We start from the raw sequence: 24,141 nt of genomic DNA on the forward strand, positions 1-24,141 counted from the left end.
GCCGAAGGCTGCGATCTTTTGCTTTTAATGGCCCATCAGCCAATGCTGATGTGGGCCGGGCAGGGTCCAGAGGCCAAACAGAATCACCAGCAATCCACCGGCCATGCGCACGCTGCGTTTGCGCAAAAGGGCGGTGACGCGTTCTGCCGCAAGACCTGTGGCGAGCAACACTGGCCAGGTGCCGAGCCCAAACGCCAGCATCAACAACGCACTGTCCAGCGCATTGCCCTGACTCGCGCTCCACAACAGCGTGCTGTAAACCAGTCCGCACGGCAGCCAGCCCCACAACGCGCCAAGCAATAGCGCGCGAGGCAAACTCGACACCGGCAGCAATCGGTTCGCCACTGGCTGGATATAGCGCCACAGCCCGCGCCCCAGACTTTCAATGCGCGTCAGCCCGCTCCACCAGCCGGCCAGATACAAACCCATGGCAATCAACAACAACCCGGCCAACACACGCATGAACAGCGCCGCCGGACTGTTCGCCACCGCCCACCCCGCGAGCCCGATCAGCAAGCCCGCCGTGGCATAACTGAGAATCCGCCCAAGGTTATACGCCAGCAGCAAACGAAAGCGGCGGCTGCGCTGTTCCTTGGGAATCGCCAGGGTCAGCGCACCCATCAAACCGCCGCACATGCCCAGACAATGACCGCCACCGAGCAGGCCGAGGATCAATGCCGATACCAGCAAGGGCGCCAGTTCAAGCATGGGGTGGCGCCTTGTCGTCCGGTTTTTTGGGGTTGGCTTCGTCCACCGCCGCCGTGTGGTTCGGATCCTGATCGTCGAAGAGGATGCTGTGCGCCGGGCCGTCCAGGTCGTCGTACTGACCGCTGTCCACCGCCCAGAAAAAGATGTACACGGCGATGGCCACGATCAGCAGCGCGGCCGGAATCATCACGTAGAGAGCTGGCATCTGTACTCCAGACGCCCGCGCGGCTCAGGCCGGCAGCGGGCGGGTTTGCGATCGGGTGCTGGCGGGCGGCGGACTCGGCAAGCGAGTCAGGCGCAAGGCATTGAGCACCACGGTCAGCGAACTGATCGACATGCCGACGGCAGCCCACACCGGAGTGATCCAGCCGAGGGCGGCGAACGGCAACATGAGGCCATTGTACAGCGCCGCCCACAGCAGGTTCTCGATGATTACCCGACGGGTGCGGCGCGCCAGCGTGAAAGCCTGGACCAGCGCGTCGAGGCGGTTGGACAGCAGCACCGCATCAGCACTGGTTTTCGCCAGATCGGTGGCCGAACCCATGGCCACACTGATGTCGGCCGCCGCGAGCACCGGCACATCATTGACGCCGTCGCCGAGCATCAGCACTTTGCGACCTTCCTTGTGCAGTTGCTGCAGGACTTGCAGTTTGTCATCCGGGCGCAAGCCACCACGGGCTTCGTCGATACCGAGTTCAGCGGCAACGCTGGCGACCATCGGCGAGCTGTCGCCGGACAACAGCAATGTGCGCCAGCCGCGTGCCTTGCAGGCGGCGAGCAGGGCAGGGGCATCGTCGCGCAGGCGATCATCGAGGACGAACCAGGCCAGCGGCCCTTGAGTGTCGCCGAGCAGCAACCATTGGCCCGCCTCGTCCGGCATCGACGGCGCCGTAGCGCCGCTCAGGGCGCAGACAAATTCCGTCTGGCCAATGCGCAAGCGCTGCCCGCCGACCAGCCCTTCGAGGCCAAGCCCCGGCGTGCTGTGGACGTCTTCAGCGGCCAGCGGCGCACGGCCGAAGGCGCGGGCAAGCGGGTGCTCCGAACGGTTTTCCAGGGCGGCGGCGAGGCTCAGGCATTGCTCGCTGTCGCACGCGCCAAGGGGGCGAATCGAGCGCAGCACCAGTCGTCCTTCGGTGAGGGTGCCAGTCTTGTCGAAGATCACTGTGTCGATCTGATTCAGGCCTTCCAGCACATGGCCACGGGTCAGCAACAAGCCGAGTTTGTGCAGGGTGCCGGTGGCGGCAGTTAGCGCGGTTGGTGTCGCCAGCGACAGGGCACACGGACAGGTGGCGACCAGCATGGCAAGGACGATCCAGAACGCCCGGGATGAATCCAGCTCCCACCACAGCAGGCCAATGGCGGCTGCGGCGATCAGTGATAACAGCAGGAACCATTGCGCGGCGCGGTCGGCGATTTCCGCCAGTCGCGGTTTTTCTGCCTGGGCGCGGTCGAGCAGACGGACAATGGCCGACAGGCGCGTGTCTTGCCCCAGCGCCTGCACTTCCACGGTCAGCGCGCCCTCGACGTTGAGCGTGCCAGCGGTGACTGCATCGCCGGGCACGCGGGGTTGTGGCAGGTATTCGCCGGTCAGCAGTGATTCGTCGATGCTCGACTGGCCGTCGATGATCTTGCCATCCGCCGGCAGGATCGAGCCCGCCTGCACCAGAATCCGGTCGCCGAGGCGTAGCTCGTTGAGCAGGATGCGTTCGCTCTGGCCGGCTGCATCAAGACGCAGGCACGACGGCGGCAGCAGATTGACCAGTTGCGCCGTCGCGGCGGCAGTGCGCTCGCGGGCACGACGCTCCAGATAGCGCCCGGCCAGCAGGAACAGCGCAAACATCCCGACCGCGTCGAAATACAACTCGCCGACGCCGGTGATCGACGTCCAGATCCCGGCGATGTAGGCACTGCCGATCGCCAGTGACACCGAGACATCCATGGTCAGGTGGCGCGTGCGCAGATCGCGCATTGCGCCTTTGAAGAACGGCGCGCAACTGTAGAACACGATCGGCGTGGTCAGGAACAGTGCGACCCAGCGCAGGATTGTGTGCAGCTCCGGGCTGAGGTCGATATTGAACTCCGGCCAAGTGGCCATGGTTGCCATCATCGCCTGAAACCACAGCAAACCGGCCACGCCGAGCTGGCGCAGGGCGAGGCGGTTTTCGCTGGCCAGTTGTTCGCTGGCGCGATCGGCCTGATACGGGTGGGCGGCATAACCGATCTGGCGTAGCTCGGCGAGGATCTGGCTCAGCGGCAGTTGCGCGTCGGCCCAGCGCACGTGCAGGCGATGGTTGGATAGATTCAGGCGTGCTTCGGCCACGGCGGGCAGCGTGCGCAGGTGCTTTTCGATCAGCCAGCCGCACGCGGCGCAACTGATGCCTTCCATCAACAGCGTGGTTTCGGCCAGATCGCCTTCGTGGCGGACGAAGGGTTGCTGCACATCGGCGCGGTCGTACAGCGCCAGTTCGTCGGTCAGTTGCACCGGCAATGCTTCAGGGTTGGCTGACGCTTCGCTGCGGTGTTGGTAATAGCTTTCCAGACCACCGGCGACGATGGCTTCAGCCACGGCCTGACAGCCCGGGCAGCAGAATTCGCGCGATTGCCCGAGTACGACAGCGGTGAAGCGGCTGCCGGAAGGGACGGGCAGGGCGCAGTGGTAGCAGGGGAGTGGGGTGGTCATGGCATCGTTGAGGGGGTAAGCCCTTGTATGGGGGTTGTCCGCTTGCCCTCACCCCAGCCCTCTCCCTGAGGGAGAGGGAGCCGATCGGTGTGAGCCGGAAAAACAGGTTCAGTCGCCGCAATCTTCAAAGCCATACACAAAGCGCGCAAGCACTCGAGATCAGTCCCCTCTCCCTCTGGGAGAGGGCTAGGGTGAGGGGCTTTTGAAGTTGTTTACTTCTTCAGATCTTCCGCGCCTTGCAGCGGTTCATCACCCAGCAACAGATCCTTGTCATGGCTGACCAGTTCTTCTTCGAACATGCGCCAGACATGATCATCCTGACTGCCCAGCAATTCGACAAAGCGACGACCTTCAACTTTATCGCCGAGTTGACCAATGTAGCGCCCGGTTTCGCTCTCGCTGCGAGTCAGGACAATCTTGCGATCCTTCTCCGGCTGCGTCGGCGAGATCAGGTTCAGTTCCAGCGTTTTCGGCTGACTGTCGCCGCTCAAACGCAAATCCACTTCGCCAGTGACGTCATCCAGATGCACGGCAGCGCGCATCTTCAGATTCTGCGCCAACAGTTCACGGTCCAGCGAACGGTTGATGCCTTTGCCGGCCTCGTAGTAGTTGTCGTTGACCAGGTTGTCCGGGTTGTTCACCGCGATGGTCACCATGGACAGGGTCAGGGTCACCGAACAGGCCAGAATCCCGATGATGATCCATGGCCAAAGGTGCTTGTACCAGGGACTTGCGGCGTTTGCTGCGGGCATGTTCAGTTCTCTCAACGGATTTGTGGGCCGATGAATCGGCTCTTGGCTTCAACGTGGACGCTGTCGTCATCGGCATCCTTGAGGCGGAATTTCACCTCGTTGGTGCTCGACGGCAGTTGTTCCGGCGCGCTCGACAACTCGACCGGCATGCTGACGATGTCGCCGGCCGCGACTTTGATCTCGCGCTTGCCTTGCAGGCGCAGGTCCGGCAAACCGCTGGCTTCCAGCACATAGGTATGGTCGCGCTGGTCCTTGTTCATGATCTTCAGGCTGTAGACGTTTTCGATCCGGCCTTCAGCATTTTCGCGGTACAGCACGCGGTCCTTGCTGACGTCGAAACCGACCAGCGAGCGCATGAAGAATGCGCTGACCAACAGGCTGATCATTGCCAGCAACACCACGGCATAGCCGATCAGGCGCGGGCGCAGTTTATGGGTTTTCTGCCCCGACAGGTTGTGTTCGGTGGTGTAGCTGATCAGCCCGCGCGGGTACTCCATTTTGTCCATGATGCTGTCGCAGGCGTCGATACACGCGGCGCAGCCGATGCACTCGATTTGCAGACCATCGCGGATGTCGATACCGGTCGGGCAGACCTGCACGCACATGGTGCAATCGATACAGTCGCCCAGGCCCAGAGCCTTGTAATCGACGCCTTTCTTGCGCGGGCCTCGGCTTTCACCGCGACGCGGGTCGTAGGAAACGATCAGCGTGTCCTTGTCGAACATCACGCTCTGGAAGCGTGCATACGGACACATGTAAATGCACACCTGCTCGCGCAACCAGCCGGCGTTGCCGTAGGTGGCGAGGGTGAAGAAGCCGACCCAGAAATACGACCAGCCATCCGCCTGGCCTGTGAAGAACTCAAAGACCAGTTCGCGGATCGGCGAGAAATAGCCGACGAAGGTTATGCCGGTGACGAAACCGATCAGCAGCCACATCGAGTGTTTGGCGGCTTTGCGCAGCAACTTGTTGGCGCTCATCGGCGCCTTGTCGAGCTTGATGCGCTGGTTGCGGTCGCCTTCGGTGACCTTCTCGCACCACATGAAAATCCACGTCCACACGCTTTGCGGGCAGGTGTAACCGCACCAGACGCGCCCGGCATACACGGTAATGAAGAACAGGCCGAAGGCGGCGATGATCAGCAGGCCCGACAGCAGAATGAAATCCTGCGGCCAGAAGGTCGCGCCGAAGATGAAAAACTTGCGCTCCGGCAAATTCCACCACACGGCCTGATGGCCACCCCAGTTCAGCCAGACCGTGCCGAAATACAGCAGGAACAAGGCGGCGCCGCCCATCATGCGCAGATTGCGGAACAGGCCGGTGAAGGCACGGGTGTAGATTTTTTCTCTGGAGGCGTAAAGGTCAACGCTGTTGTTCGCGTTTTTGCTCGGTGGTGTGACGTCGTGTACCGGAATCTGATTGCTCATCATTGCATCCCACGGCAGTGGAAAAATGCCTCGGTCGATACGTGCCAACCAAGGTCAAAAAGGGGCGTAGCAGTGGCGCAATGATACGCCGGTCGCTCTGGCTCAAGGGTGCGACCTTTGGTCGCGTTGGGTAAAAAACCTGAATGGTGTAGCGAATGCAGCAAAGCCTGATGCAGGTCAATTGACTTGTTGAGTATGGACGGTTTTGGCGTAGCGGCTAATCCATCGTTGTTCAGGGGGGATCGGTTCGACGCTAATGCCACTGCAAGCCTTGAAAAAACTGGACCGAGTTGAGGGTGGCGGGCACGGACGATGCCATCTTCAGGTTTTCAACTGCAGGAGTTATCGAAATGAATAGTTCAAGGCGCAACTTTAAACATTGCTTTTTGCATCAGGGCTTGTTGTGATTTTTTTGTGCCTGAAATATATCCACTTGATTGTTCTGAATGGGTGCTTTGAAGTTTTCTGTTTTTTCTAATAAGTTCTGTTTTCGCGAAAACTTGTTCGCGTTTATTTGATTAATTTAAATGGAATTTCAAGTATGACTTTTAATAAGTTTGCAAGCATTGTGCTGGGCGTTTGTTTATGGGCTTCGCTTGCCTCCGCTCACGCAATGACTGGCACCCCGAAACACATGGTGTTTGCCTCGGATACTCAATATCCCTGGACCGACAAGACCGATAACCGTGATCCCGAATCCGACTCGGAATTCGAAGTTCGCTCCAAGTGGCTGGTCGACAGTCAGCTTGCGAGTATTGCTGATTTCAGAAACCAACATGGTTCGCAAGCCCAGGTGCCGCTGATGATCAATGGTGATATAACCGCTTTTGGTCGTGGCTGGCAGCGGTCTTTTATGAAGGATATGTTGTACAAGCACTTTAAGGGTGAGTACTTGTACGGTTTGGGTAATCATGATTATGAAAACAATGTTGATGATTGTTTTACCAATAGCTGTGCGACGGGAAGTATCGTCGAATTCAAGGAACATCATGAAGGCAAGGTGGACAGCTTTGATCTGAATATCAGCGGTGGATTTCTCGGCAAGACGTACTCCGGCAGTCTCGCCTATTCTAAAAATATAGGCGAAGTTCATATGGTGCAGCTCAATAACGAGCCGACTTACACCACACGGATCTCTCATCCACTGAACCCGACGACGTTTGAAATCAACGATGCACTGGACTGGCTCGAAACGGACCTCAGACTGGCCCGGGTAAGTGGTTACGCCATCATCATCAACATGCATAAACCGTTTAAGCATAAGGGTAATCAGGCACAACAGAGACGCTTTAGTGACATGGTCAACAAATATCAGGTGACGGCCATCTTTGCCGGTCATTTGCATAAAGACGGCGGTGATGCCTACTGGGAGGGGAGCGTGCCGATGTATCTGAGTGGCAGTACGTCTCAGCAAACCTATCTGACTGCCAGCTTTACCGAGGACCGCAAGCAGTTGCAGGTCTATCTGGTGAAGGACAATCAGTGGCGCAATCGAACGCTGATCGATACCACGCCGGTGCATTCAATCTTTGCCAACAAACCATAAAAAAACCCGCCATTGATGTGGCGGGGCTTTTGCGATTAGTGATTGGCGGTTGCCCCTGTCAGGGCAATCTGCCGCCGCCGAGGCCGTCAAGACCGCCACCGTTACCTGGGTTGCTCAAGGTATTTGCCGTATTGGAATGTGCGGGTTGTACAGGCGATTGTGCGGGTTTTGCTTCATCGCCAGGTCGGGGTTGAGGCTGATTTGGCAGTGTGCTTTGGTCATTCTTTGGCATGTAGGCTTCATCCTTGAAGGTTGGCCCGATGCAGCTCATCGGGGTGGGGAAAACTTACAAGGCACCGTTCCTCAGGTCTATTGAGCAAACGTTTCAAGTCGTGAATGCCAGGATGAAAAAAGGCCCCGCCAATCAATATTGGCGGGGCCTTTTTTTGCTTCAAGCGTTGGCCTTACTCGGCGTTCGCTTCCGGTGCTTTTTCACCGTGGGACAGGCTGTAAACATACGCCGCCAGCAGGTGAACCTTATCGTTGCCTTGCAATTGTTCCTGCGCTGGCATCTGGCCCTGGCGGCCGTAACGGATGGTCTGCTGCAATTGCGCGAAGCTCGAGCCGTAGATGAACGCAGCCGGGTGGGTCAGGTTAGGCGCGCCCATGGCCGGGGTGCCTTTGCCTTCCGGACCGTGGCACGCCACGCAGTTGGCGGCGAACAGTTTCTGGCCGTTGGCCGGGTCAGCCTTGGTATCTTCCGGCAGCTTGCGGCCGTCGAGTTGGGTCACGACGAATGCCGCGACATCGGCAACGCCTTGCTCGCCAATGACTTCAGCCCAGGCCGGCATTACCGCGTGGCGACCGCCCATGATGGTGGTCTTGATGGTTTCCGGCTCGCCGCCCCAGCGCCAGTCGGCGTCGGTCAGGTTAGGAAAACCGTAGGCGCCCTTGGCGTCGGAACCGTGGCAGACCGAGCAGTTGGAGGCGAACAGGCGGCCACCCATCTTCAGTGCTTGCGGATCCTTGGCGACTTCTTCGATTGGCATGGCCGCGAACTTGGCGAAGATCGGACCGAACTTGGCGTCCGAGCGAGCCATTTCCTTTTCCCACTCGTGCACGCCGGTCCAGCCGGTCTGGCCGTTGGCGAACGCGGTCTGCTTGTCGTTATCGAGGTAGTTGTAGCCCGGCAGCAGACCTTTCCAGTTGCCCAGACCCGGGTACAGCACCAGGTAACCCAGGGCAAAAACGATGGTGCCGACGAACAGCATGAACCACCATTTCGGCAGTGGGTTGTCGTACTCCTCGATCCCGTCGAAGGAGTGCCCGACGGTCTCGTCCGTCTGTTCGCTGCGCTGGCCCTTGCGGGTCGACAGCAGCAGCCAGGTCAGGGAAAAGATCGTACCGAGACTGAGGACTGTGACGTACAGACTCCAGAATGTAGTCATTCTTTGTTACTCCTAGAAGCTTGCTCGACGTGCTTGATGGCTTCGGGATCATCCGCAAAAGGCAACAAGGTCGCGTCTTCAAACTCCGACTTGCGCTTGGGGCTGAACACCCACAACGCCAGACCGATGAAGGCCACCATCACAACAACGGTGCCCAGGCCACGAATCATCCCGATATCCATCTAGATCACCGTTTGCTTTTGATGATGGTGCCCAGGCCTTGCAGATAGGCCACCAGCGCGTCCATTTCGGTTTTGCCCTTTACGGCAGCCTGTGCACCGGCGATGTCTTCGTCGGTGTAAGGGACGCCGAGCGTGCGCAAGACCTCCATTTTCTTGGCGGTTTCCTTGCCGTCGAGCTTGTTTTCCACGAGGAACGGGTAAGCCGGCATTTTCGACTCAGGCACCACGTTGCGCGGGTTGTACAAGTGCGCACGGTGCCAGTCATCGGAGTAACGACCGCCGACGCGGGCCAGGTCCGGGCCGGTACGTTTGGAGCCCCACAGGAACGGGTGATCCCAGACGCTTTCACCGGCAACCGAATAGTGGCCATAGCGTTCGGTTTCCGCACGGAACGGACGGATCATCTGCGAGTGGCAGCCGACACAGCCGTTGGCGATGTAAACGTCGCGGCCTTCCAGTTCCAGCGCCGAACGCGGCTTCATGCCTTCGACCGGCTTGTTGGTGACGTCCTGGAAAAACAGCGGAACGATTTGGGTCAGGCCGCCAACGCTGACGGCGATGACCATGAAGAAGGCCAGCAGGCCAATGTTCTTCTCGACAGCTTCATGCTTCATCAGTGAGCTCCAACGACAGCGATCTGGGCAGCGGCTTCGGCTTCAGCCGGGTTCGAGGCGCGCACGGTGCGCCAGACGTTATAAGCCATCAACAGCATGCCGCTGGCGAAGAATGCACCGCCCAGCGCACGGACGATGTAGCCCGGGTGGCTGGCTTGCAGCGCTTCAACGAACGAGTAGGTGAGGGTGCCGTCGTCGTTGATTGCACGCCACATCAGGCCCTGAGTGATGCCGTTGACCCACATCGAAGCGATGTACAGCACGGTGCCGATGGTCGCGAGCCAGAAGTGCGCGTTGATCAGGCCGACGCTGTGCATCTGCGCACGGCCGAACAGTTTCGGGATCATGTGGTAGATCGCGCCGATCGAGATCATTGCCACCCAGCCCAGAGCGCCGGCGTGTACGTGGCCGATGGTCCAGTCGGTGTAGTGCGAGAGCGAGTTGACGGTCTTGATCGCCATCATCGGACCTTCGAAAGTCGACATGCCGTAGAACGCCAGCGATACCACGAGGAAGCGCAGGATCGGGTCGGTGCGCAGCTTATGCCAGGCGCCCGACAGGGTCATCATGCCGTTGATCATGCCGCCCCAGCTTGGTGCCAGGAGGATGATCGACATCGCCATGCCCAGCGATTGGGCCCAATCCGGCAGGGCGGTGTAGTGCAAGTGGTGCGGGCCGGCCCAGATGTACAGGGTGATCAGTGCCCAGAAGTGCACGATCGACAGGCGATAGGAGTAGATCGGACGTTCAGCCTGTTTCGGCACGAAGTAGTACATCATCCCGAGGAAACCGGTGGTGAGGAAGAAGCCCACCGCGTTGTGGCCGTACCACCACTGAATCATCGCGTCGGTTGCGCCCGAGTAGGCGGAGTAGGACTTGAACAGACTGACCGGCAGCGACATGTGGTTGACGATGTGCAGCATGGCGGTCACGACGATGAACGCGCCGTAGAACCAGTTACCGACATAGATGTGCTTGGTTTTACGCTTGGTGATAGTGCCGAAGAACACCAGACCGTAGGAGATCCAGACAATGGCCAGGAGAATGGCGATCGGCCATTCCAGTTCCGCGTATTCCTTGGTGGTGGTGTAACCCAGCGGCAAGGTAATGATCGCGCCGACGATTACCGCTTGCCAGCCCCAGAAGGTGAAGGCCGCGAGGCTGTCGGAGATCAGTCGCGTCTGGCAGGTTCGCTGCACGACATAGTAGGAAGTGGCAAACAGTGCACAACCACCGAAGGCGAAAATCACCAGGTTTGTGTGCAACGGGCGCAGGCGTCCAAAGCTCGTCCACGGCAGACCGAAGTTCAATTCCGGCCAGACCAGTTGCGAGGCGATGAAGACACCGAGCCCCATGCCAAGGATCCCCCAGACCACCGTCATGATGGCGAACTGGCGGACTACCTTATAGTTATAAGCAGTCGGACTGATTGCTGTGCTCATTCTAAGGTTCCACGGTTTAGGTGTTTTATTAGGATTAAAATCGGCCGCAAGTATGCAGAGAGCAGGGGGTCATTGCAACGCGCCATGACCTGGGTCAATGCTTTCCAACGCTGATTCTGCGGCCTTTCCATGCGCCGCGTAAGGTCAAAATTGGCCTCGGACAAAATGTCGCAGCGGACGAAAAAAGCGAGGGGTTCAGGTCACTTGTAACGAGGTGTGTTTGAACGGCCAGTTCTGCTGATGAATGGCAATCGGCACGACAGCCGGTATCTACCGGCCTTTGCGGCGAGTCTGTCAGCCAATTCATCGAACACATCGCTCGGGGTCGACCTGGAACCGGCACGGGCCAGTCCGCATCGAGCAAGCGTAGACCCGAATCCGGGGAACCGAAAGGTGAGGGTGTGAAGGGGTGCGACAATGCGTCGCAAAGGGGCGGGATGATGCCGCACCGAGAACGGTGCGGCAGAGGTGTGTGCAATGATGACTATCTTATGTCTTCAGTAATCAGTTTTTCTGTATTCAATCCGTGCGACAGGCTGTACACATAAGCGGCCAGCAATTGCACTTTATCGTTGCCCAACAGCTCGTTCTGCGCCGGCATGTGACCCTGACGGCCGTGGCGAATGGTTTGCTCAAGCTGCGTCAGGCTGGTGCCATAAATAAATCCGGTCGGGTGCGTCAGATTCGGCGCCCCCATGGCTTCAGTGCCGTGGCCGGTTGCCCCATGACAGGCTACGCAAGTGGTGCTGAACGCTTGCTGTCCCGCTTGCAGGTCAGCCTTGTTGTCGGCAGGCAGTGGCAGACCGGCCAACTCGTGACGCACATAAGCGGCGACGTTTTTCACTCCGGCCTCGCCGAGCACTTCGCCCCAGGCCGGCATCGCCGCCATCCGGCCACCCATGATGGTGGTCTTGATGGTGTCGGCGTCACCGCCCCAGCGCCAGTCGCTGTCGGCCAGGTTAGGGAAGCCGAAGGCGCCTTTGGCGTCCGAGCCGTGGCACACCGAGCAGTTGGAAGCGAATAGGCGGCCACCCATTTTCAGCGCCTGCGGATCCTTCGCCACTTCTTCCACCGGCATCGCGGCGAACTTGGCGAAGATCGGCCCGAATTTGGCGTCGGCCTTGTTCATCTCCTTTTCCCACTCGTGGACGCCGGTCCAGCCATCCTCGTAACCGGGCAGGATGCCTTTCCAGTTACCCAGGCCCGGATACAGGATCAGATAGCCCACGGAAAACACCAGCGTGCCGGCGAACAGCATGAACCACCACTGCGGCAGCGGGTTGTCGTACTCCTCGATGCCGTCGAAGCTGTGGCCCATGGTCTGGTCGACACTGCCCTTGGTCTCGCCCCGGCGGGTGCCGATCAGCAGCCACGTCAGGCCGATCAGGCTGCCGATGGTCAGTACGCAGATCCACGTACTCCAGAAGGTGGTCATGGCCGGGTACTCCTTGTCTCATTTGCTGGGGTTGTTTCGGCTTGCGGTTCGTCGGCGAATGGCAGCAGACGTGCTTCGGCAAACTCCGGGGTGCGCTTGCGGTTGAACACCCACAAGGTCAGGCCGACGAAGGCGACGAACACCACGACCGTGCCGAGGCCGCGAATCAGGCCTGCACTCATTTCAATGATCATCGTGCTCACCTCTTGCTCTTGATCGCAGTGCCGAGCACTTGCAGGTAGGAGACGAGGGCGTCCATTTCGCTCTTGCCCTTGAGGCTGGCCACTGCGCCGCTGATGTCGTCGTCGGTGTACGGCACGCCGAGGGTGCGCATGGTCTTGAGCTTGGTTTCGGTGTGACTGCTGTCGACCGCTTGTGTGACCAGCCATGGATAGGCCGGCATCTTCGACTCAGGCACGACGTTGCGCGGGTTGTACAAGTGCGCGCGGTGCCAGTCATCCGAGTAACGCGCGCCGACCCGGGCCAGGTCCGGACCGGTACGTTTCGAACCCCACAGGAACGGGTGATCCCACACGCTTTCGCCTGCTACCGAGTAGTGCCCGTAGCGTTCGGTTTCGGCACGGAACGGCCGGATCATCTGCGAGTGGCAGCCGACGCAGCCTTCGCGGATATAGATGTCGCGACCTTCCAGTTGCAGCGCCGTGTAGGGCTTCATGCCTTCCACCGGTTTGTTGGTGACGTCCTGGAAGAACAGCGGGACGATCTGGGTCAGGCCGCCGATGCTCACGGCAAACACCATGAGCAACATCAACAGGCCGACGTTCTTTTCAATCGTTTCGTGTTTCATGGCGGACTCCTCAGGCCATCTGCGCGGCGGCAACGACGTCAGCAGGCTGCGAGGCCCGCACGGTGCGCCAGGTGTTGTAAGCCATCAGGAACATGCCGCTGAGGAAGATCGCGCCACCTACCAGCCGTACGACGAAGCCTGGGTGGCTGGCCACCAGGGTTTCGACGAAGGAGTAGGTCAGCGTGCCGTCCTCGTTCACTGCGCGCCACATCAGGCCCTGAGCGATGCCGTTGACCCACATCGAAGCGATGTAGAGCACGGTGCCGATGGTCGCGAGCCAGAAGTGCGCGTTGATCAGGCCGACGCTGTGCATCTGCGCTTTGCCGAAGATTTTCGGGATCATGTGGTACAGCGCACCGATGGAAATCATCGCTACCCAGCCCAGAGCGCCGGCGTGTACGTGGCCGATGGTCCAGTCGGTGTAGTGGGAGAGGGCGTTAACGGTCTTGATCGCCATCATCGGCCCTTCGAAGGTCGACATGCCGTAGAACGCCAGCGATACCACGAGGAAACGCAGGATCGGGTCGCTGCGCAACTTATGCCAGGCGCCCGAGAGGGTCATCATGCCGTTGATCATGCCGCCCCAGCTCGGTGCCAGCAGAATCAGCGACATCACCATGCCCAGCGACTGTGCCCAGTCCGGCAACGCGGTGTAGTGCAAGTGGTGCGGGCCGGCCCAGATGTACAGGGTGATCAGTGCCCAGAAGTGCACGATCGACAGGCGATACGAGTACACCGGACGTTCGGCCTGTTTCGGCACGAAGTAGTACATCATCCCGAGGAAACCGGCGGTGAGGAAAAAGCCTACGGCGTTGTGGCCGTACCACCATTGCACCATGGCGTCGGTTGCACCGGCGTACACCGAGTAGGACTTGGTGAAACTCACCGGCAACTCAAGGTTGTTGACGATGTGCAGAATCGCCACGGTGATGATGAACGCGCCGAAGAACCAGTTGCCGACATAAATGTGCTTGGTCTTGCGCTGCATGATCGTGCCGAAAAACACGATGGCGTAGGCGACCCAGACGATGGTGATCAGGATATCGATCGGCCATTCCAGTTCGGCGTATTCCTTGGAGCTGGTGTAACCCAGTGGCAGGCTGATCGCCGCCAGCAGGATCACCAGTTGCCAGCCCCAGAAGCAGAACGCGGCGATTTTCGGTGCAAACAATTGCGTCTGGCAGGTGCGTTGCACCGAGTAGAACGAACTGGCGAACAGCGCACAGCCACCGAACGCGAAGATCACCGCGTTGGTGTGCAGCGGGCGCAGACGGCCGAAACTGGTCCAGGGCAAATTGAAGTTGAGTTCAGGCCAGACCAATTGGGCCGCGAGAAAAACCCCGAGGCCCATGCCGACGATGCCCCACACCACCGTCATAATGGCGAATTGGCGGACCACCTTGTAGTTGTAGGCGGTACTGATAGAAGTGTTCATGGTTCCCCATCCACGGTTCAGCCGAAGTGAGCGCGCGCACAACACGCGGCGAATCCTTCGTCTGGAGTTATAGGCAGACTAAAAGCGAGGCAAGCATGGACAAACAGCACAAGGCCAGTATTGACGGGGATCAATGGGCGCAGTGCGTGCTCGAACATGGATGGCTTTGGAATGCCGCTGAGGGCAGGGCTTCGGTGACGTTGATACTTGCGCATGGGGCGGGGGCGCCGATGGATAGCGACTGGATGACAGATATGGCTGAGCGCCTTGCCGGGCTTGGGGTGAATGTGTTGCGGTTTGAGTTTCCGTATATGGCGCAGCGGCGGGTTGATGGCGGTAAACGTCCGCCGAACCCGGCGCCGAAACTGCTTGAGTGCTGGCGTGAGGTGTATGGCTTGGTGCGACGTCATGTCACTGGGGCTTTGGCCATTGGCGGTAAGTCGATGGGTGGGCGGATGGCCAGTCTTTTGGCTGACGAATTGGGCGCCGATGCGCTGGTTTGTCTCGGGTATCCGTTTTATGCGGTTGGGAAACCGGAGAAGCCGCGGGTTGAGCATTTGGCGGGGTTGAAGACGCGGACGCTGATTGTGCAAGGCGAGCGGGATGCGTTGGGGAATCGCGAGGCGGTCGAAGGTTATTCGTTATCGCCGGAAATTGAAGTGTTTTGGCTGGTGGCCGGAGATCATGATTTGAAGCCGCTTAAGGTTTCCGGGTTTACCCATGAACAGCATTTGTCCAGCGCCGCGCAGAAAGTAGCCGAGTTTCTCAGCAGCTGACCGAGCTGGTCTGAGATTTTGAACTGCATGAAGATCTGCTCCCTTTCCCCTCGCCCCCATGGGGGAGAGGGCTGGGGTGAGGGGGATCGATTTCAGTCACGATATATTTTTTGGGTACATATCCATTGCTGCGGTAACGGCCCCTTAAAGTTTCGCCCTGACGGCGACTCACTTTTTTTACCGAAACGCCTAAAAAAGTAAGCAAAAAAACGCTTGCTCCAACGTTCGGCCCACTCGCTAAAGCTCGGGGTTCCTTCGCTCCGGGATTGATCCGGGCGCAGCGCCTACGGTTTGCTTCGCTGCACCTCCTCTCGCTGTGTTTGGCTGCGCCAAACGGTCGCTGCGCTCCCACCCCCGGATCAATCCCTCCGCTCAGCCTTCCGAAGTCGCCCGTGGATCAAGATCAAAAGCGGCAGCCGAGCTAACGCTCATCCTGTTGAGTGGTGAGGAGCACAGCGGGTCGGCTTTGGATTTGTGGTGGATTTTCGATTTCCCCCTCATCCCAGCCCTCTCCCGGAGGGAGAGGGGGGGCCGATTTGTGTGCTTTTCAAAGCCTGAGTTCAACGCGGTATCGCACGTCGGCGTACTTCTGCCAAGCACCTCGGTCAGTCCCCTCTCCCTCTGGGAGAGGGTTAGGGTGAGGGGCAATTTCGCTGAAACGAGAAAAAACTGGAAGCGCTCGCTGTCCAGTATTTCCTGTGCGTAAACATGATTTTGTGAGCTCGTTTAAAGTACACGAACCGTTACGCCATAACGGCTACAACACCTTGCGCCGTTACCTACGCGTACGCCAGAATCCGCCGGCTTACACGGCTATAGGGCTGGCTATATCGTTTCCCCGTCACTGAAAACCAGTGATCGGGTTTGGTAGCCCGTCTGTAATAGCCGTGTGGCAACACCGTATGCAGTCCCTTCTTGGTACTCGGTTTTATGGTGGTCATGCGTGGGGCTCACTCGTGAGCGCCGGGTTCCTATTGCAGCCGGTCTACCAACCCGCGTATGGCCACCACCCACTCGTTTGGTAGCGAGAGTGATGGCTCCTTAAACTGCGATAGGAGTTTCATCCATGTTCAAAATCACGCCAAATCCACCGCCCACAGATCCAATCCCCCACGACCCCGCGCTTAGCCCGCAAAAGATCAAAGAAGCAACCGACCGCGCCCTCGACTACTACCTCAAACCCGAAGACCTGGCCGCCCCGCCAAACTCGCCCAAGTTTCGCCCCGTCTATCTTGTCGACCCCACGCTGGATGACGAAACCCTGCTGGTCGAGGCGAGCGAGTCGCTGTCATACGCCCACGCCATGGCCGGTAACATCGCCAACTCAATCGGCGGCCCGGAGCGCAAGCCGCTGCTGGCGCTGCAACAGGTGATCATGCTCAACGAGCTTTTGGTCAATCGACTGCTGGATAAGCTGAAGTTGCCTCAGTAATTTCGCTGGCTGTTATGGCCTGCTCGCGATGGCGGTCTGCCAAGCAACATCGATTTCAACAGGCAGTAAAAAACCGAAAACTTTTGCCGTCCCGGCTTTCTGAATTAAAAGATCGCAGCCTGCGGCAGCTCCTACAGTGACCGGTGTAGGAGCTGCCGCAGGCTGCGATCTTTTTGATTTACTTGGTAATGGGAAGCCTGCCAGTGATCACAAATTCATCGAACACTTTCTGCCCATCACGCGCGGCTTGCCGAACATCAAGGAATGTCAGTTCATCACGAACTTTCTGTTTTGCGGGTTTTCGGGTGGAGGTTGTATTCATGCTGGCCGGTCTGCGTGATTGAATAGCGACCGGCAAACGATAGAACCTGGCCTCAACAAGCACCAGTCGGCGCATTCTGACGCAATTGTAGGCAACGTCTGCATTGCTTGAGTGAGATCGTCCTCGGTAGTGATAGCGCTCATCTCGAGCGGGGAACACGCTGAGTGGCTAAGTGCTCTGAGGGTAATGTTCGCTCAGCTCTATCGCCACTCCGTATTTTTTCTTCAAACCAGCATCGTGAGTGACAATAATTAAACAGGGTATGTTGGCGGCGAGCCACTCAATGATTTTGTAAGCCGTTATATCATCAAGTGAAGAGGTCGGTTCATCTAATATTAATGTATGTTTATCTCTTAGAATCGCTCGGCCAATAGCAATTCGTTGTTTTTCTCCCCCACTGAGTTCGCTATTCGCGGCGCCAATTACGGTAGCTAATAATTCCTCTATTTCAGAGCTATCTTGTGAAAACCCCAGAAGTTTAATGACCCATCTTAGCTTTTGCGGTGAGACATTTTTCGATCCATAAAGCAGGTTATCTTTAAGGGTACCTGCTACGAGTATAGGTTGCTGCGGCGCGACGGAAACCTCAGAGAGTATGAATTCACTCATAGTCTCGTTGATCAAGTGCCCTTTGTAACATACTGCTCCAGTATAGTTTTCTTCGAGACCTAATAGAGTATTGATGAGTGTCGTTTTTCCTGCGCCAGAACTCCCCGCTATAACATTTACACCTTGTTTGAATTGGTAGTTGACTCTGGAAAATATAACGTTATTGTCTTTGGTGAGTGAAAGCTCTTTAAGAACAAAACCTTGTTCGGTCTGAGAGGTGCTTGGGTAATATGAGGTGTTGGTTTTTTCTTCGATGTATTTAACGCCGTCATCCAGGGAGACAAGGTTTCCCTGAAGATTTATCAGTGTTCCAGCCAGTAGGTGTAGCTGCATCGTGAACATTGTGATATAGCTCGTGATCATGATGAAATCACCCGAAGTAAATATTAAATGATAATTAACTCCTGACAAAATTACGAAAAAAGCCAGCACAGTTCCAATTGCTAATCCTTGGGCGGCGACACGTATGCCCATATGAAGATTGGCTTTTCTGATTGTCTTGACATAGTTATCAAAAAAGCTTTTGCCTGCATGGGATTCTTTGAGTTGCGTACTATTAAGCCTTATGTCGTAAGTGCGGCCAAGTCTTTCGACTGTATAGCTGGACAATTTGGCGTCTGCCTCAAATAATTCCCGATGAATGCTCGAGCTAGACTTGGCAACGTAAACTGATATGCATATCAGTACTAAGGAGGAGAGAAGGAACAAGATTGCGTAGGCAGGCCCCATGATCGCGTACAGTACACTTATGGCGATGATGATTTCCACAGCAATAGGGGTAATTGTCCAAAACACGCCTATAGTTATCATGCTGAAACTGCTTGCGGATCTGTTTATGTCGGCTACAACAAATCCGGGGTCCAGTTTTTTTTGCTTTTTATATGGGTACTGAAAAATTCTGTTAATGATTGTTTCGTAGATTGTAGTATCACATTTTGCGAGTATCCATGCTGATAATATTCCACGTATATTCGACAGAACCTGCGAAAGAGTCCATATCGCCGAATAAGATGCCGCAAAAAACAGAAACTGTGTTTGCATGCTATTTGATTCGTGAATGGAATTGGCAGCGTTTCTCAATATAACCGGGAGGAGGGAATTCAGGGCGCTGCATAGGAGAAATATTGCTGATATTCCGACAAAGCTGGCTGTAAACCAGCGATAGTTGTTTGAGATTATTTTAAAGATTTTTATGTATTGATGGAGCCAGTTCATTTTTTGAGCAGCCTTATATTGTTAGTATTTTTGGGAGCTTGCGTGATAGGTGTGGATCATCGGCAATGACTTTTCCATTTATTTCGATCCACGCGTGCGAAAGGAAGTCATATAGTTGAACGCCAATAAAGAAGTCACAATTTTTATTGTTTCTCATGGCGTGTTTGAAGAGGCAGATAGAAGACTCGAGGCACTTGACCTTAAATGGCAATATAAGTGAAGCGATGCGAATGCCTTGCGCGTAGCTTTCAATACTTTCGTGCCAAGCCGATACGGGGTTTCCTGAGAGAGCTTTTTTTGATGCTCTCATGCTATTTAGGCAGGTTTCCAAGCCACCGAATGCGATTGTTACCTTTAAATTCAGGAGATCCAGGCATGCTCGTATTGTTGGTAGCAATTTAACGGGTTGACGCGGGTTTTGCCTTTTTATTCTCCACGTATAGTTATCAATACCTTCATAGTCTTCCTTCGCTTTTGTTAGAGGGTTGGAGTTGTGAATTAAATCAGTGATGATGTTTAGAGAGGTGAGTTCTTGTCGAATCTCTTTATATGCGTCGCAGTCCTTGTCGCCTTTATTCAGTATCGTGGTTTGTGATTCGCTAAAAATTAAGTAGGTGTCGAGCTTTTCATCAAGGATGATAAGTTGGTTATCTATCAAGATGGGGTGTGCGTGAGGCTGAAAAGTAAAATCCATTTTGTCTTTTTTCCTTTAAGTGTTTTTAATTAAGGAGGCGCATATAATTTGCAGTAGATATTTTTCGATGCCGCCAAATCCCATTGCCGAGCGATTTATAGAGTTTTCAATGTTAGGCATGTTAATTATGTTTTCTCGGCTCATCCAACTGCTGCGGAGTTTGCTAATAATATTTTTTTGATGAAATTTTAATGCTTTTTGATAGGCGCCTTTTATATGCCCCTTGTCACGCCGAAGTAGTATGTTCGGGTGTTTTTTTCTGAAGGCTCGCTTTATTGGGAGTCTGGTTTCATTTTCATCGAACATGCTGTATGGGTCTTGTGTGAGTGCATATTCAATGATTTTTTGGCTTGTGAATGGATAAATTATGTTGGCGAACTTGTTAAGAGTCGAACTTATTGCGTTCTGAAAAACGGCCTGTGCTATAGCTTGTACATGTTCCTCGGCTAGGCTCTTAGGTTTTTCTGCACCTCTTCGCGGCAAAAACTGCGAGTTAAAAAAATAACTTAACTGGTCAGTCTCGTTGTTTCGTTGTCGCCTGTTTTGAGTAAGGGTTTGGTAGAGGTTTGATCCTGTCAGTTTGGAGATCGTTGCAGCTATATTAAATCCCTTGAAAAATCTCTTTTCTCTAATTAAATGTTGGAATGCAACGACGGGGACTGGGTCTAAAAATAAGTGATCGCCTCCATGTCCATCCAATACAATGTATTCGTCTCCTAGTTGGGAGAAGATAAAGTCTCTTTCTTTCTTGAACACCTGCTCAGAAGCCATGCTGGAGTTGATATGGAAATGATCAGCCGGATTAACGTCCTGGAAGAAGTCTTCTGGTTCGAGCTTGAATAATATGTGGTTTACGTCAAGTGTGTTGCATAAAACGGTAGCTGTGTTTCTATCATTATTTGCGCTGGATTTTTCGTCGAACCAAGTGATGGCGGTAACGTGATCTTTCCCAGCGACTTCGATCGCTGCAAGCAGTAAGCACGTTGAATCGACACCTCCCGAAAAACGCACTACAAGCTTTCGATAGTTGTTTTTATTATGTTCTTTGGCGATGTAATCAATTATTAATTCAAAAGGGTCTTGATTTGCGAATAGAGGTTGGTCTTGAAAGTGGGTGAGGTTGGTCTCAATTGTGCTGGTCTTCAGTTTGGTATCGTATGTGTATGTATGGGAGGGTGGGAGCATTATGAGCCCCTGCCAATAAGTGGCCGTTGAGACAGGGTCGTCTTGGGTGAGTTGGCGAATTATTTGAAACCTGTCCGGTTCTTTGTTGAATATGGATTGCTCGAATTTACCACTCATAATGCTACCGCTACTATTGTCGATTACTATCAGCTTGCAGGATGATAAGGGGTTTACGTGCACTATTTTTTCTGCGGTGGAGTGTTGTTGTGCTGAATTACGGTTGCGCGTTTGATTGCGCTTTCCTTTGTTGTTCATGGCCACTCCTTGGCTTTATGTGAGCTTGACCGATTATTGAGCGCCCTATAGGGGCGCTCAATAATAACGTTTAGGAATTACCTCGGGCTTGGAATTCTAGGGCCGCCGCAATCTGGCCGAAAAATGAAGTATTTGCCTTCTAAGACGCAGCCTCCACCATAGCCATTTATTGTTGGGGTCGCTTTGAACATCAAAGGGCGGCTAGTTTTATCGAGAGTGACGCATTTGTTTCTTTTGAACATGATCCAATCCTCTTTTCTAAGTTTTATGCCTGAATAAGCTGTGGAAGATTTTTAAGATTTACGTATTGAGTAACGGGGCAGATTAAAAACGTTCTGTAGAACAGGCATTCCTCTGAGGAAAACTATTCTCCAAATCGTTTCGCGTTTTTTTGTAACAAGGTCACGATAGAGTCCGTGCGCCAGGCGTACAAGCCAGCGGATTCTGTCGTTGATGTAGGCGATGGCGAGAGGATCTGTAGGCTTATGGTGATTCTGCAATGCGTGTTTTAAACGCATTCTGGGTTGATCTTAAACGCCTTCCGCGAAATGACTTGATCGTCTAGATTCCTGCATGGCCAGCGCTTGTTGCGAAAGCGGCCTGCCCAACAACGTCCATTTCATACAGGCAACAAAAAACCCGGAAGCTCTCGCTCTCCGGGTTTTTTGTTACCGCCAGTTCAATCAGCGATTAAACCGCTCCACCAACGAGTACTGAGTATTCGCCGTCTTCGTCAGCTCTTCACTCAGCAACGCCGAGTTTTGCGCCTGTTCCGAAGTTTGATCCGCCAACTCCGAAATATTGCTGATGTTGCGACTGATCTCTTCAGCCACCGCACTTTGCTCTTCGGTCGCCGCAGCGATCTGCGTGGTCATGTCGGTGATGTTGGCCACCGCTTCACTGATCCCGACCAGCGCCTGATCCGCTTCCAGCACCCGCGCCACACCTTCTTCCGCCTGGCGATGCCCGGCTTCCATGGTCTGCACAGCGCTGGACGCAGTTTGCTGCAACTTGGCGATCAGGGCATGAATCTGCCCGGTCGATTCGCTGGTGCGTTGCGCCAGTTGACGAACTTCGTCCGCCACCACCGCAAAACCACGGCCCATCTCACCGGCACGTGCCGCTTCGATCGCAGCGTTCAGTGCCAGCAGGTTGGTCTGGTCGGCGATGCCTTTGATTACGTCGACCACGCCGCCGATTTCGTCGCTGTCCTTGGCCAGTTGAGTGACGGTCAGGCCGGTTTCACCGACGACTACGGACAGGCGCTGAATGGCTTCGCGGGTTTCCCCGGCGATGTCGCGGCCGCGACCGGTCAGGCGATTGGCTTCCTGAGTCGCGTCAGCAGTGCGCTGTACGTGGCTCGCCACTTCCTGCGTCGTTGCGGCCATCTGGTTGACGGCGGTGGCGACCTGTTCGGTTTCCACGCGTTGACGTTCCAGGCCGGTCGAGCTGCTGTGTGCCAGGGCGTCGGACTGCTTGGCCTGATCGGTCAAGTGTTCGGCGGTGTCCTGCAGACGGGTCAGGCAGGTTTTCAGGCGCGCTTCCTGGCTGAGGATCGACATTTCCAGACGCGCCTGCGCACCACGGCTGTCGGTGTACATCTGCGCGATCAGCGGGTCGGACGTGGTCTGTTCGGCCAGACGCAGCAGGCGCTTGAGCCCGCGTTGCTGCCATTGCAGGCCCATCAGCCCCAGCGGCACCGACAGACCGGCCGCCAGGGCGAAGCCCCAGTGCGAGTTGAGGGTCGCGCCGATCACGAAGCTCAGTTGGCTGACCAGAATGAACGGCAGCCAGTCTTGCAGCACCGGTAGCCATTTATCGCTGGAAGGGATTGCCGACTTGCCTTGGTTGATGCGTTGGTAGAGCGCTTCGGCACGGCGGATCTGTTCGGCGGTGGGTTTGATCCGCACCGACTCGTAACCGACCACCTGATTGCCTTCAAACACCGGTGTCACATAGGCGTTAACCCAGTAGTGGTCACCGGACTTGCAGCGATTCTTGACAATGCCCATCCATGGCAAGCCTTGTTTCAATGTGCCCCACATGTGCGAAAACACCGCCGCCGGGACGTCGGGGTGACGCACCAGGTTGTGCGGCGCACGGATCAGCTCTTCACGCGAAAACCCGCTGATCTCGACGAAGGCGTCGTTGCAGTAGGTGATCACGCCCTTGGCATCGGTTGTGGAAATCAACCGCTGCTGAGCCGGGAAAGTCCGTTCGCGTTGTGTAATGGGCTGGTTGTTACGCATGGTTTTTCAATCCGCAAGGCTTTGAAAGGTTGTCGGCGGTGACAGCTTTTTATTGAAATTTTTTTTCAATAATCAGCACAGCGTCGCAAAACGGCGCTTGCTTCAGCCGGCGAGCATCGGATAAGTGAACAAGCCAAAATGCAGCAGGTTCAGCCCGAAGTGCGTGGCGATTGCCGCCCCGAGTCCGCCAAAACGGTAGGCCAGACCATAGCCGACACCTGCCAGACCCGCCAGCAACACCCACGTCCAGCCTGCGCCAATATGCGCCAGCCCGAACAGCGACGAGGCCAGCAATAAGGCAAGATTTTCGCCGTACGGCAGGTGTTTGAAACGCCGGCTCAGGCCGCCCTGTATATAGCCGCGAAACAGTGCTTCCTCGACCAGGGTCACCAGCAGCAGATTGTTCAGCACCCACAGCCATGCCTGATCCGGCCACTTCGGTGCCCAGGCGATCACGCCCAGCAACAACGCGCCACCGAGGGCCAGAACTGCGCTCAGCGTCAGGGCGAGGGCAGTGGCGTACACGCTCAGACGCAACGCACGTCGCCCGACAATCCACGGGCAGACCAGCAACAGCCAGAAGCCAATCAGCGGTTTATCGAGGTTCAGGTACATCGAGAACGGCACGGCGTTGTCGGTAAAACGCTGCGGGTCGATGGCGCGACCATTGGCGAATCCCGGCAGCCAGTGCAGGGCCAGCGCCAAGGCCAGCACGATGAACAGGCCATGACCGAGAAAACGTGCGACCGGCACCTGTTGTTGGCGCACCGCAAAGCCTGCGAATACCAGCAACCCAATGGAAATCAGCGCCAGCCAACCGAGATGGCCGTAGCTCAGCGCCAAACCGTAACCGAGGCTGAGAAGTGCCAGGTAGAGCCATGGCAAAGCCTTCATTGAAAGTCCTTGTGCAGATTTTGTGGAAGGGCTTTCTACACGGACGAGCGGCGGGGGACAAGTGACGGTGCGGCGAGAAACGGGGACAGCCCA

General features: G+C 56.1%; 21 protein-coding genes. 3 read left to right on the top strand and 18 right to left on the bottom strand.

All coding sequences use genetic code 11. The features are described 5' to 3' along the window. Positions 1-24: 24 nt before the first annotated feature. The 5 genes from P3G59_RS09890 to ccoG form a co-directional block, all read right to left on the bottom strand. On the bottom strand, positions 25-708 hold the full coding sequence (locus tag P3G59_RS09890; RefSeq protein ID WP_065259711.1) for a sulfite exporter TauE/SafE family protein: 684 nt from the start codon (positions 706-708) through the stop codon (positions 25-27). Beyond that, positions 701-913, bottom strand: a complete 213-nt coding sequence (ccoS, locus tag P3G59_RS09895; RefSeq protein ID WP_123448575.1) for a cbb3-type cytochrome oxidase assembly protein CcoS — start codon at positions 911-913, stop codon at positions 701-703. Before ccoS ends, P3G59_RS09890 begins: the two co-directional genes overlap by 8 nt. Before the next feature lie 24 nt (positions 914-937). After that, positions 938-3,388: a heavy metal translocating P-type ATPase gene (locus P3G59_RS09900; RefSeq protein WP_277761376.1), complete on the bottom strand. Its 2,451-nt coding sequence runs from the start codon at positions 3,386-3,388 to the stop codon at positions 938-940. Between the two features lie 212 nt (positions 3,389-3,600). Next, positions 3,601-4,140, bottom strand: a complete 540-nt coding sequence (locus tag P3G59_RS09905; RefSeq protein ID WP_034152840.1) for a FixH family protein — start codon at positions 4,138-4,140, stop codon at positions 3,601-3,603. An 11-nt stretch (positions 4,141-4,151) separates the two neighbouring features. Next, positions 4,152-5,567, bottom strand: coding sequence for a cytochrome c oxidase accessory protein CcoG (gene ccoG / locus P3G59_RS09910; RefSeq protein WP_277761377.1), 1,416 nt, complete (start codon positions 5,565-5,567; stop codon positions 4,152-4,154). Between the two features lie 541 nt (positions 5,568-6,108). Here ccoG and P3G59_RS09915 point away from each other — a divergent pair. Next, positions 6,109-7,113, top strand: a complete 1,005-nt coding sequence (locus P3G59_RS09915; protein ID WP_277761378.1) for a metallophosphoesterase — start codon at positions 6,109-6,111, stop codon at positions 7,111-7,113. A gap of 404 nt (positions 7,114-7,517) precedes the next feature. Here the strand turns inward: P3G59_RS09915 and ccoP (P3G59_RS09920) are convergent, their stop codons facing one another. The 8 genes from ccoP (P3G59_RS09920) to ccoN (P3G59_RS09955) form a co-directional block, all read right to left on the bottom strand. Then, positions 7,518-8,501 carry a cytochrome-c oxidase, cbb3-type subunit III gene (gene ccoP / locus P3G59_RS09920; protein ID WP_277761379.1) on the bottom strand — a complete coding sequence of 328 codons (984 nt, stop codon included), beginning with the start codon at positions 8,499-8,501 and terminating at the stop codon, positions 7,518-7,520. Beyond that, positions 8,498-8,683, bottom strand: a complete 186-nt coding sequence (locus P3G59_RS09925) for a CcoQ/FixQ family Cbb3-type cytochrome c oxidase assembly chaperone (protein ID WP_003175465.1) — start codon at positions 8,681-8,683, stop codon at positions 8,498-8,500. The genes ccoP (P3G59_RS09920) and P3G59_RS09925 overlap by 4 nt, the downstream gene beginning before the upstream one ends. A 5-nt stretch (positions 8,684-8,688) precedes the next feature. Continuing rightward, the gene (gene ccoO, locus P3G59_RS09930; RefSeq protein ID WP_277761380.1) at positions 8,689-9,297 is read right to left on the bottom strand and encodes a cytochrome-c oxidase, cbb3-type subunit II; all 609 of its coding nucleotides are present in this window, start codon (positions 9,295-9,297) and stop codon (positions 8,689-8,691) included. Then, a complete protein-coding gene (gene ccoN, locus P3G59_RS09935) occupies positions 9,297-10,739 on the bottom strand; it encodes a cytochrome-c oxidase, cbb3-type subunit I (protein WP_277761381.1) in 1,443 nt (480 codons plus the stop codon). The genes ccoO (P3G59_RS09930) and ccoN (P3G59_RS09935) overlap by 1 nt, the downstream gene beginning before the upstream one ends. A 484-nt stretch (positions 10,740-11,223) precedes the next feature. Next, positions 11,224-12,174 (bottom strand): cytochrome-c oxidase, cbb3-type subunit III, encoded by a 951-nt coding sequence (gene ccoP, locus P3G59_RS09940; protein ID WP_277761382.1) that lies wholly within the window; start codon positions 12,172-12,174, stop codon positions 11,224-11,226. After that, complete coding sequence (locus tag P3G59_RS09945) at positions 12,171-12,368, bottom strand: CcoQ/FixQ family Cbb3-type cytochrome c oxidase assembly chaperone (RefSeq protein WP_277762128.1); 198 nt, start codon at positions 12,366-12,368, stop codon at positions 12,171-12,173. The genes ccoP (P3G59_RS09940) and P3G59_RS09945 overlap by 4 nt, the downstream gene beginning before the upstream one ends. A gap of 5 nt (positions 12,369-12,373) precedes the next feature. After that, entirely contained in the window at positions 12,374-12,982 is a 609-nt protein-coding gene (gene ccoO / locus P3G59_RS09950; RefSeq protein WP_277761383.1) for a cytochrome-c oxidase, cbb3-type subunit II, read from the bottom strand. A gap of 10 nt (positions 12,983-12,992) precedes the next feature. Next, on the bottom strand, positions 12,993-14,417 hold the full coding sequence (gene ccoN, locus P3G59_RS09955; RefSeq protein ID WP_277761384.1) for a cytochrome-c oxidase, cbb3-type subunit I: 1,425 nt from the start codon (positions 14,415-14,417) through the stop codon (positions 12,993-12,995). A 95-nt stretch (positions 14,418-14,512) separates the two neighbouring features. Here ccoN (P3G59_RS09955) and P3G59_RS09960 point away from each other — a divergent pair, with 95 nt between their 5' ends. Further along, positions 14,513-15,193 (top strand): alpha/beta family hydrolase, encoded by a 681-nt coding sequence (locus P3G59_RS09960; protein WP_277761385.1) that lies wholly within the window; start codon positions 14,513-14,515, stop codon positions 15,191-15,193. Between the two features lie 1,066 nt (positions 15,194-16,259). Further along, positions 16,260-16,625, top strand: coding sequence for a hypothetical protein (locus P3G59_RS09965; RefSeq protein WP_277761386.1), 366 nt, complete (start codon positions 16,260-16,262; stop codon positions 16,623-16,625). 490 nt (positions 16,626-17,115) lie between these two features. Here the strand turns inward: P3G59_RS09965 and P3G59_RS09970 are convergent, their stop codons facing one another. The 5 genes from P3G59_RS09970 to P3G59_RS09990 form a co-directional block, all read right to left on the bottom strand. Further along, the gene (locus tag P3G59_RS09970; protein ID WP_277761387.1) at positions 17,116-18,771 is read right to left on the bottom strand and encodes an ABC transporter ATP-binding protein; all 1,656 of its coding nucleotides are present in this window, start codon (positions 18,769-18,771) and stop codon (positions 17,116-17,118) included. A gap of 13 nt (positions 18,772-18,784) precedes the next feature. Next, on the bottom strand, positions 18,785-19,465 hold the full coding sequence (locus P3G59_RS09975) for a lasso peptide biosynthesis B2 protein (RefSeq protein ID WP_277761388.1): 681 nt from the start codon (positions 19,463-19,465) through the stop codon (positions 18,785-18,787). Between the two features lie 15 nt (positions 19,466-19,480). Continuing rightward, a complete protein-coding gene (locus P3G59_RS09980) occupies positions 19,481-20,905 on the bottom strand; it encodes an asparagine synthase-related protein (RefSeq protein ID WP_277761389.1) in 1,425 nt (474 codons plus the stop codon). 683 nt (positions 20,906-21,588) lie between these two features. Then, positions 21,589-23,154, bottom strand: coding sequence for a PAS domain-containing methyl-accepting chemotaxis protein (locus P3G59_RS09985; protein WP_277761390.1), 1,566 nt, complete (start codon positions 23,152-23,154; stop codon positions 21,589-21,591). Positions 23,155-23,256: 102 nt separating this feature from the next. Further along, positions 23,257-24,048, bottom strand: coding sequence for a CPBP family intramembrane glutamic endopeptidase (locus P3G59_RS09990; RefSeq protein WP_277761391.1), 792 nt, complete (start codon positions 24,046-24,048; stop codon positions 23,257-23,259). Positions 24,049-24,141: the final 93 nt, after the last annotated feature.

It is taken from the genome of Pseudomonas sp. A34-9 (genome assembly GCF_029543085.1).
Lineage (GTDB): Bacteria > Pseudomonadota > Gammaproteobacteria > Pseudomonadales > Pseudomonadaceae > Aquipseudomonas.

What these genes read in the sequence shown, in the direction of transcription:
- P3G59_RS09890 (WP_065259711.1), bottom strand. Translation starts at nt 708, where the DNA reads ATGCTTGAACTGGCGCCCTTGCTGGTATCGGCATTGATCCTCGGCCTG.
- ccoS (WP_123448575.1), bottom strand. Translation starts at nt 913, where the DNA reads ATGCCAGCTCTCTACGTGATGATTCCGGCCGCGCTGCTGATCGTGGCC.
- P3G59_RS09900 (WP_277761376.1), bottom strand. Translation starts at nt 3,388, where the DNA reads ATGACCACCCCACTCCCCTGCTACCACTGCGCCCTGCCCGTCCCTTCC.
- P3G59_RS09905 (WP_034152840.1), bottom strand. Translation starts at nt 4,140, where the DNA reads ATGCCCGCAGCAAACGCCGCAAGTCCCTGGTACAAGCACCTTTGGCCA.
- ccoG (WP_277761377.1), bottom strand. Translation starts at nt 5,567, where the DNA reads ATGAGCAATCAGATTCCGGTACACGACGTCACACCACCGAGCAAAAAC.
- P3G59_RS09915 (WP_277761378.1), top strand. Translation starts at nt 6,109, where the DNA reads ATGACTTTTAATAAGTTTGCAAGCATTGTGCTGGGCGTTTGTTTATGG.
- ccoP (WP_277761379.1), bottom strand. Translation starts at nt 8,501, where the DNA reads ATGACTACATTCTGGAGTCTGTACGTCACAGTCCTCAGTCTCGGTACG.
- P3G59_RS09925 (WP_003175465.1), bottom strand. Translation starts at nt 8,683, where the DNA reads ATGGATATCGGGATGATTCGTGGCCTGGGCACCGTTGTTGTGATGGTG.
- ccoO (WP_277761380.1), bottom strand. Translation starts at nt 9,297, where the DNA reads ATGAAGCATGAAGCTGTCGAGAAGAACATTGGCCTGCTGGCCTTCTTC.
- ccoN (WP_277761381.1), bottom strand. Translation starts at nt 10,739, where the DNA reads ATGAGCACAGCAATCAGTCCGACTGCTTATAACTATAAGGTAGTCCGC.
- ccoP (WP_277761382.1), bottom strand. Translation starts at nt 12,174, where the DNA reads ATGACCACCTTCTGGAGTACGTGGATCTGCGTACTGACCATCGGCAGC.
- P3G59_RS09945 (WP_277762128.1), bottom strand. Translation starts at nt 12,368, where the DNA reads ATGATCATTGAAATGAGTGCAGGCCTGATTCGCGGCCTCGGCACGGTC.
- ccoO (WP_277761383.1), bottom strand. Translation starts at nt 12,982, where the DNA reads ATGAAACACGAAACGATTGAAAAGAACGTCGGCCTGTTGATGTTGCTC.
- ccoN (WP_277761384.1), bottom strand. Translation starts at nt 14,417, where the DNA reads ATGAACACTTCTATCAGTACCGCCTACAACTACAAGGTGGTCCGCCAA.
- P3G59_RS09960 (WP_277761385.1), top strand. Translation starts at nt 14,513, where the DNA reads ATGGACAAACAGCACAAGGCCAGTATTGACGGGGATCAATGGGCGCAG.
- P3G59_RS09965 (WP_277761386.1), top strand. Translation starts at nt 16,260, where the DNA reads ATGTTCAAAATCACGCCAAATCCACCGCCCACAGATCCAATCCCCCAC.
- P3G59_RS09970 (WP_277761387.1), bottom strand. Translation starts at nt 18,771, where the DNA reads ATGAACTGGCTCCATCAATACATAAAAATCTTTAAAATAATCTCAAAC.
- P3G59_RS09975 (WP_277761388.1), bottom strand. Translation starts at nt 19,465, where the DNA reads ATGGATTTTACTTTTCAGCCTCACGCACACCCCATCTTGATAGATAAC.
- P3G59_RS09980 (WP_277761389.1), bottom strand. Translation starts at nt 20,905, where the DNA reads ATGAACAACAAAGGAAAGCGCAATCAAACGCGCAACCGTAATTCAGCA.
- P3G59_RS09985 (WP_277761390.1), bottom strand. Translation starts at nt 23,154, where the DNA reads ATGCGTAACAACCAGCCCATTACACAACGCGAACGGACTTTCCCGGCT.
- P3G59_RS09990 (WP_277761391.1), bottom strand. Translation starts at nt 24,048, where the DNA reads ATGAAGGCTTTGCCATGGCTCTACCTGGCACTTCTCAGCCTCGGTTAC.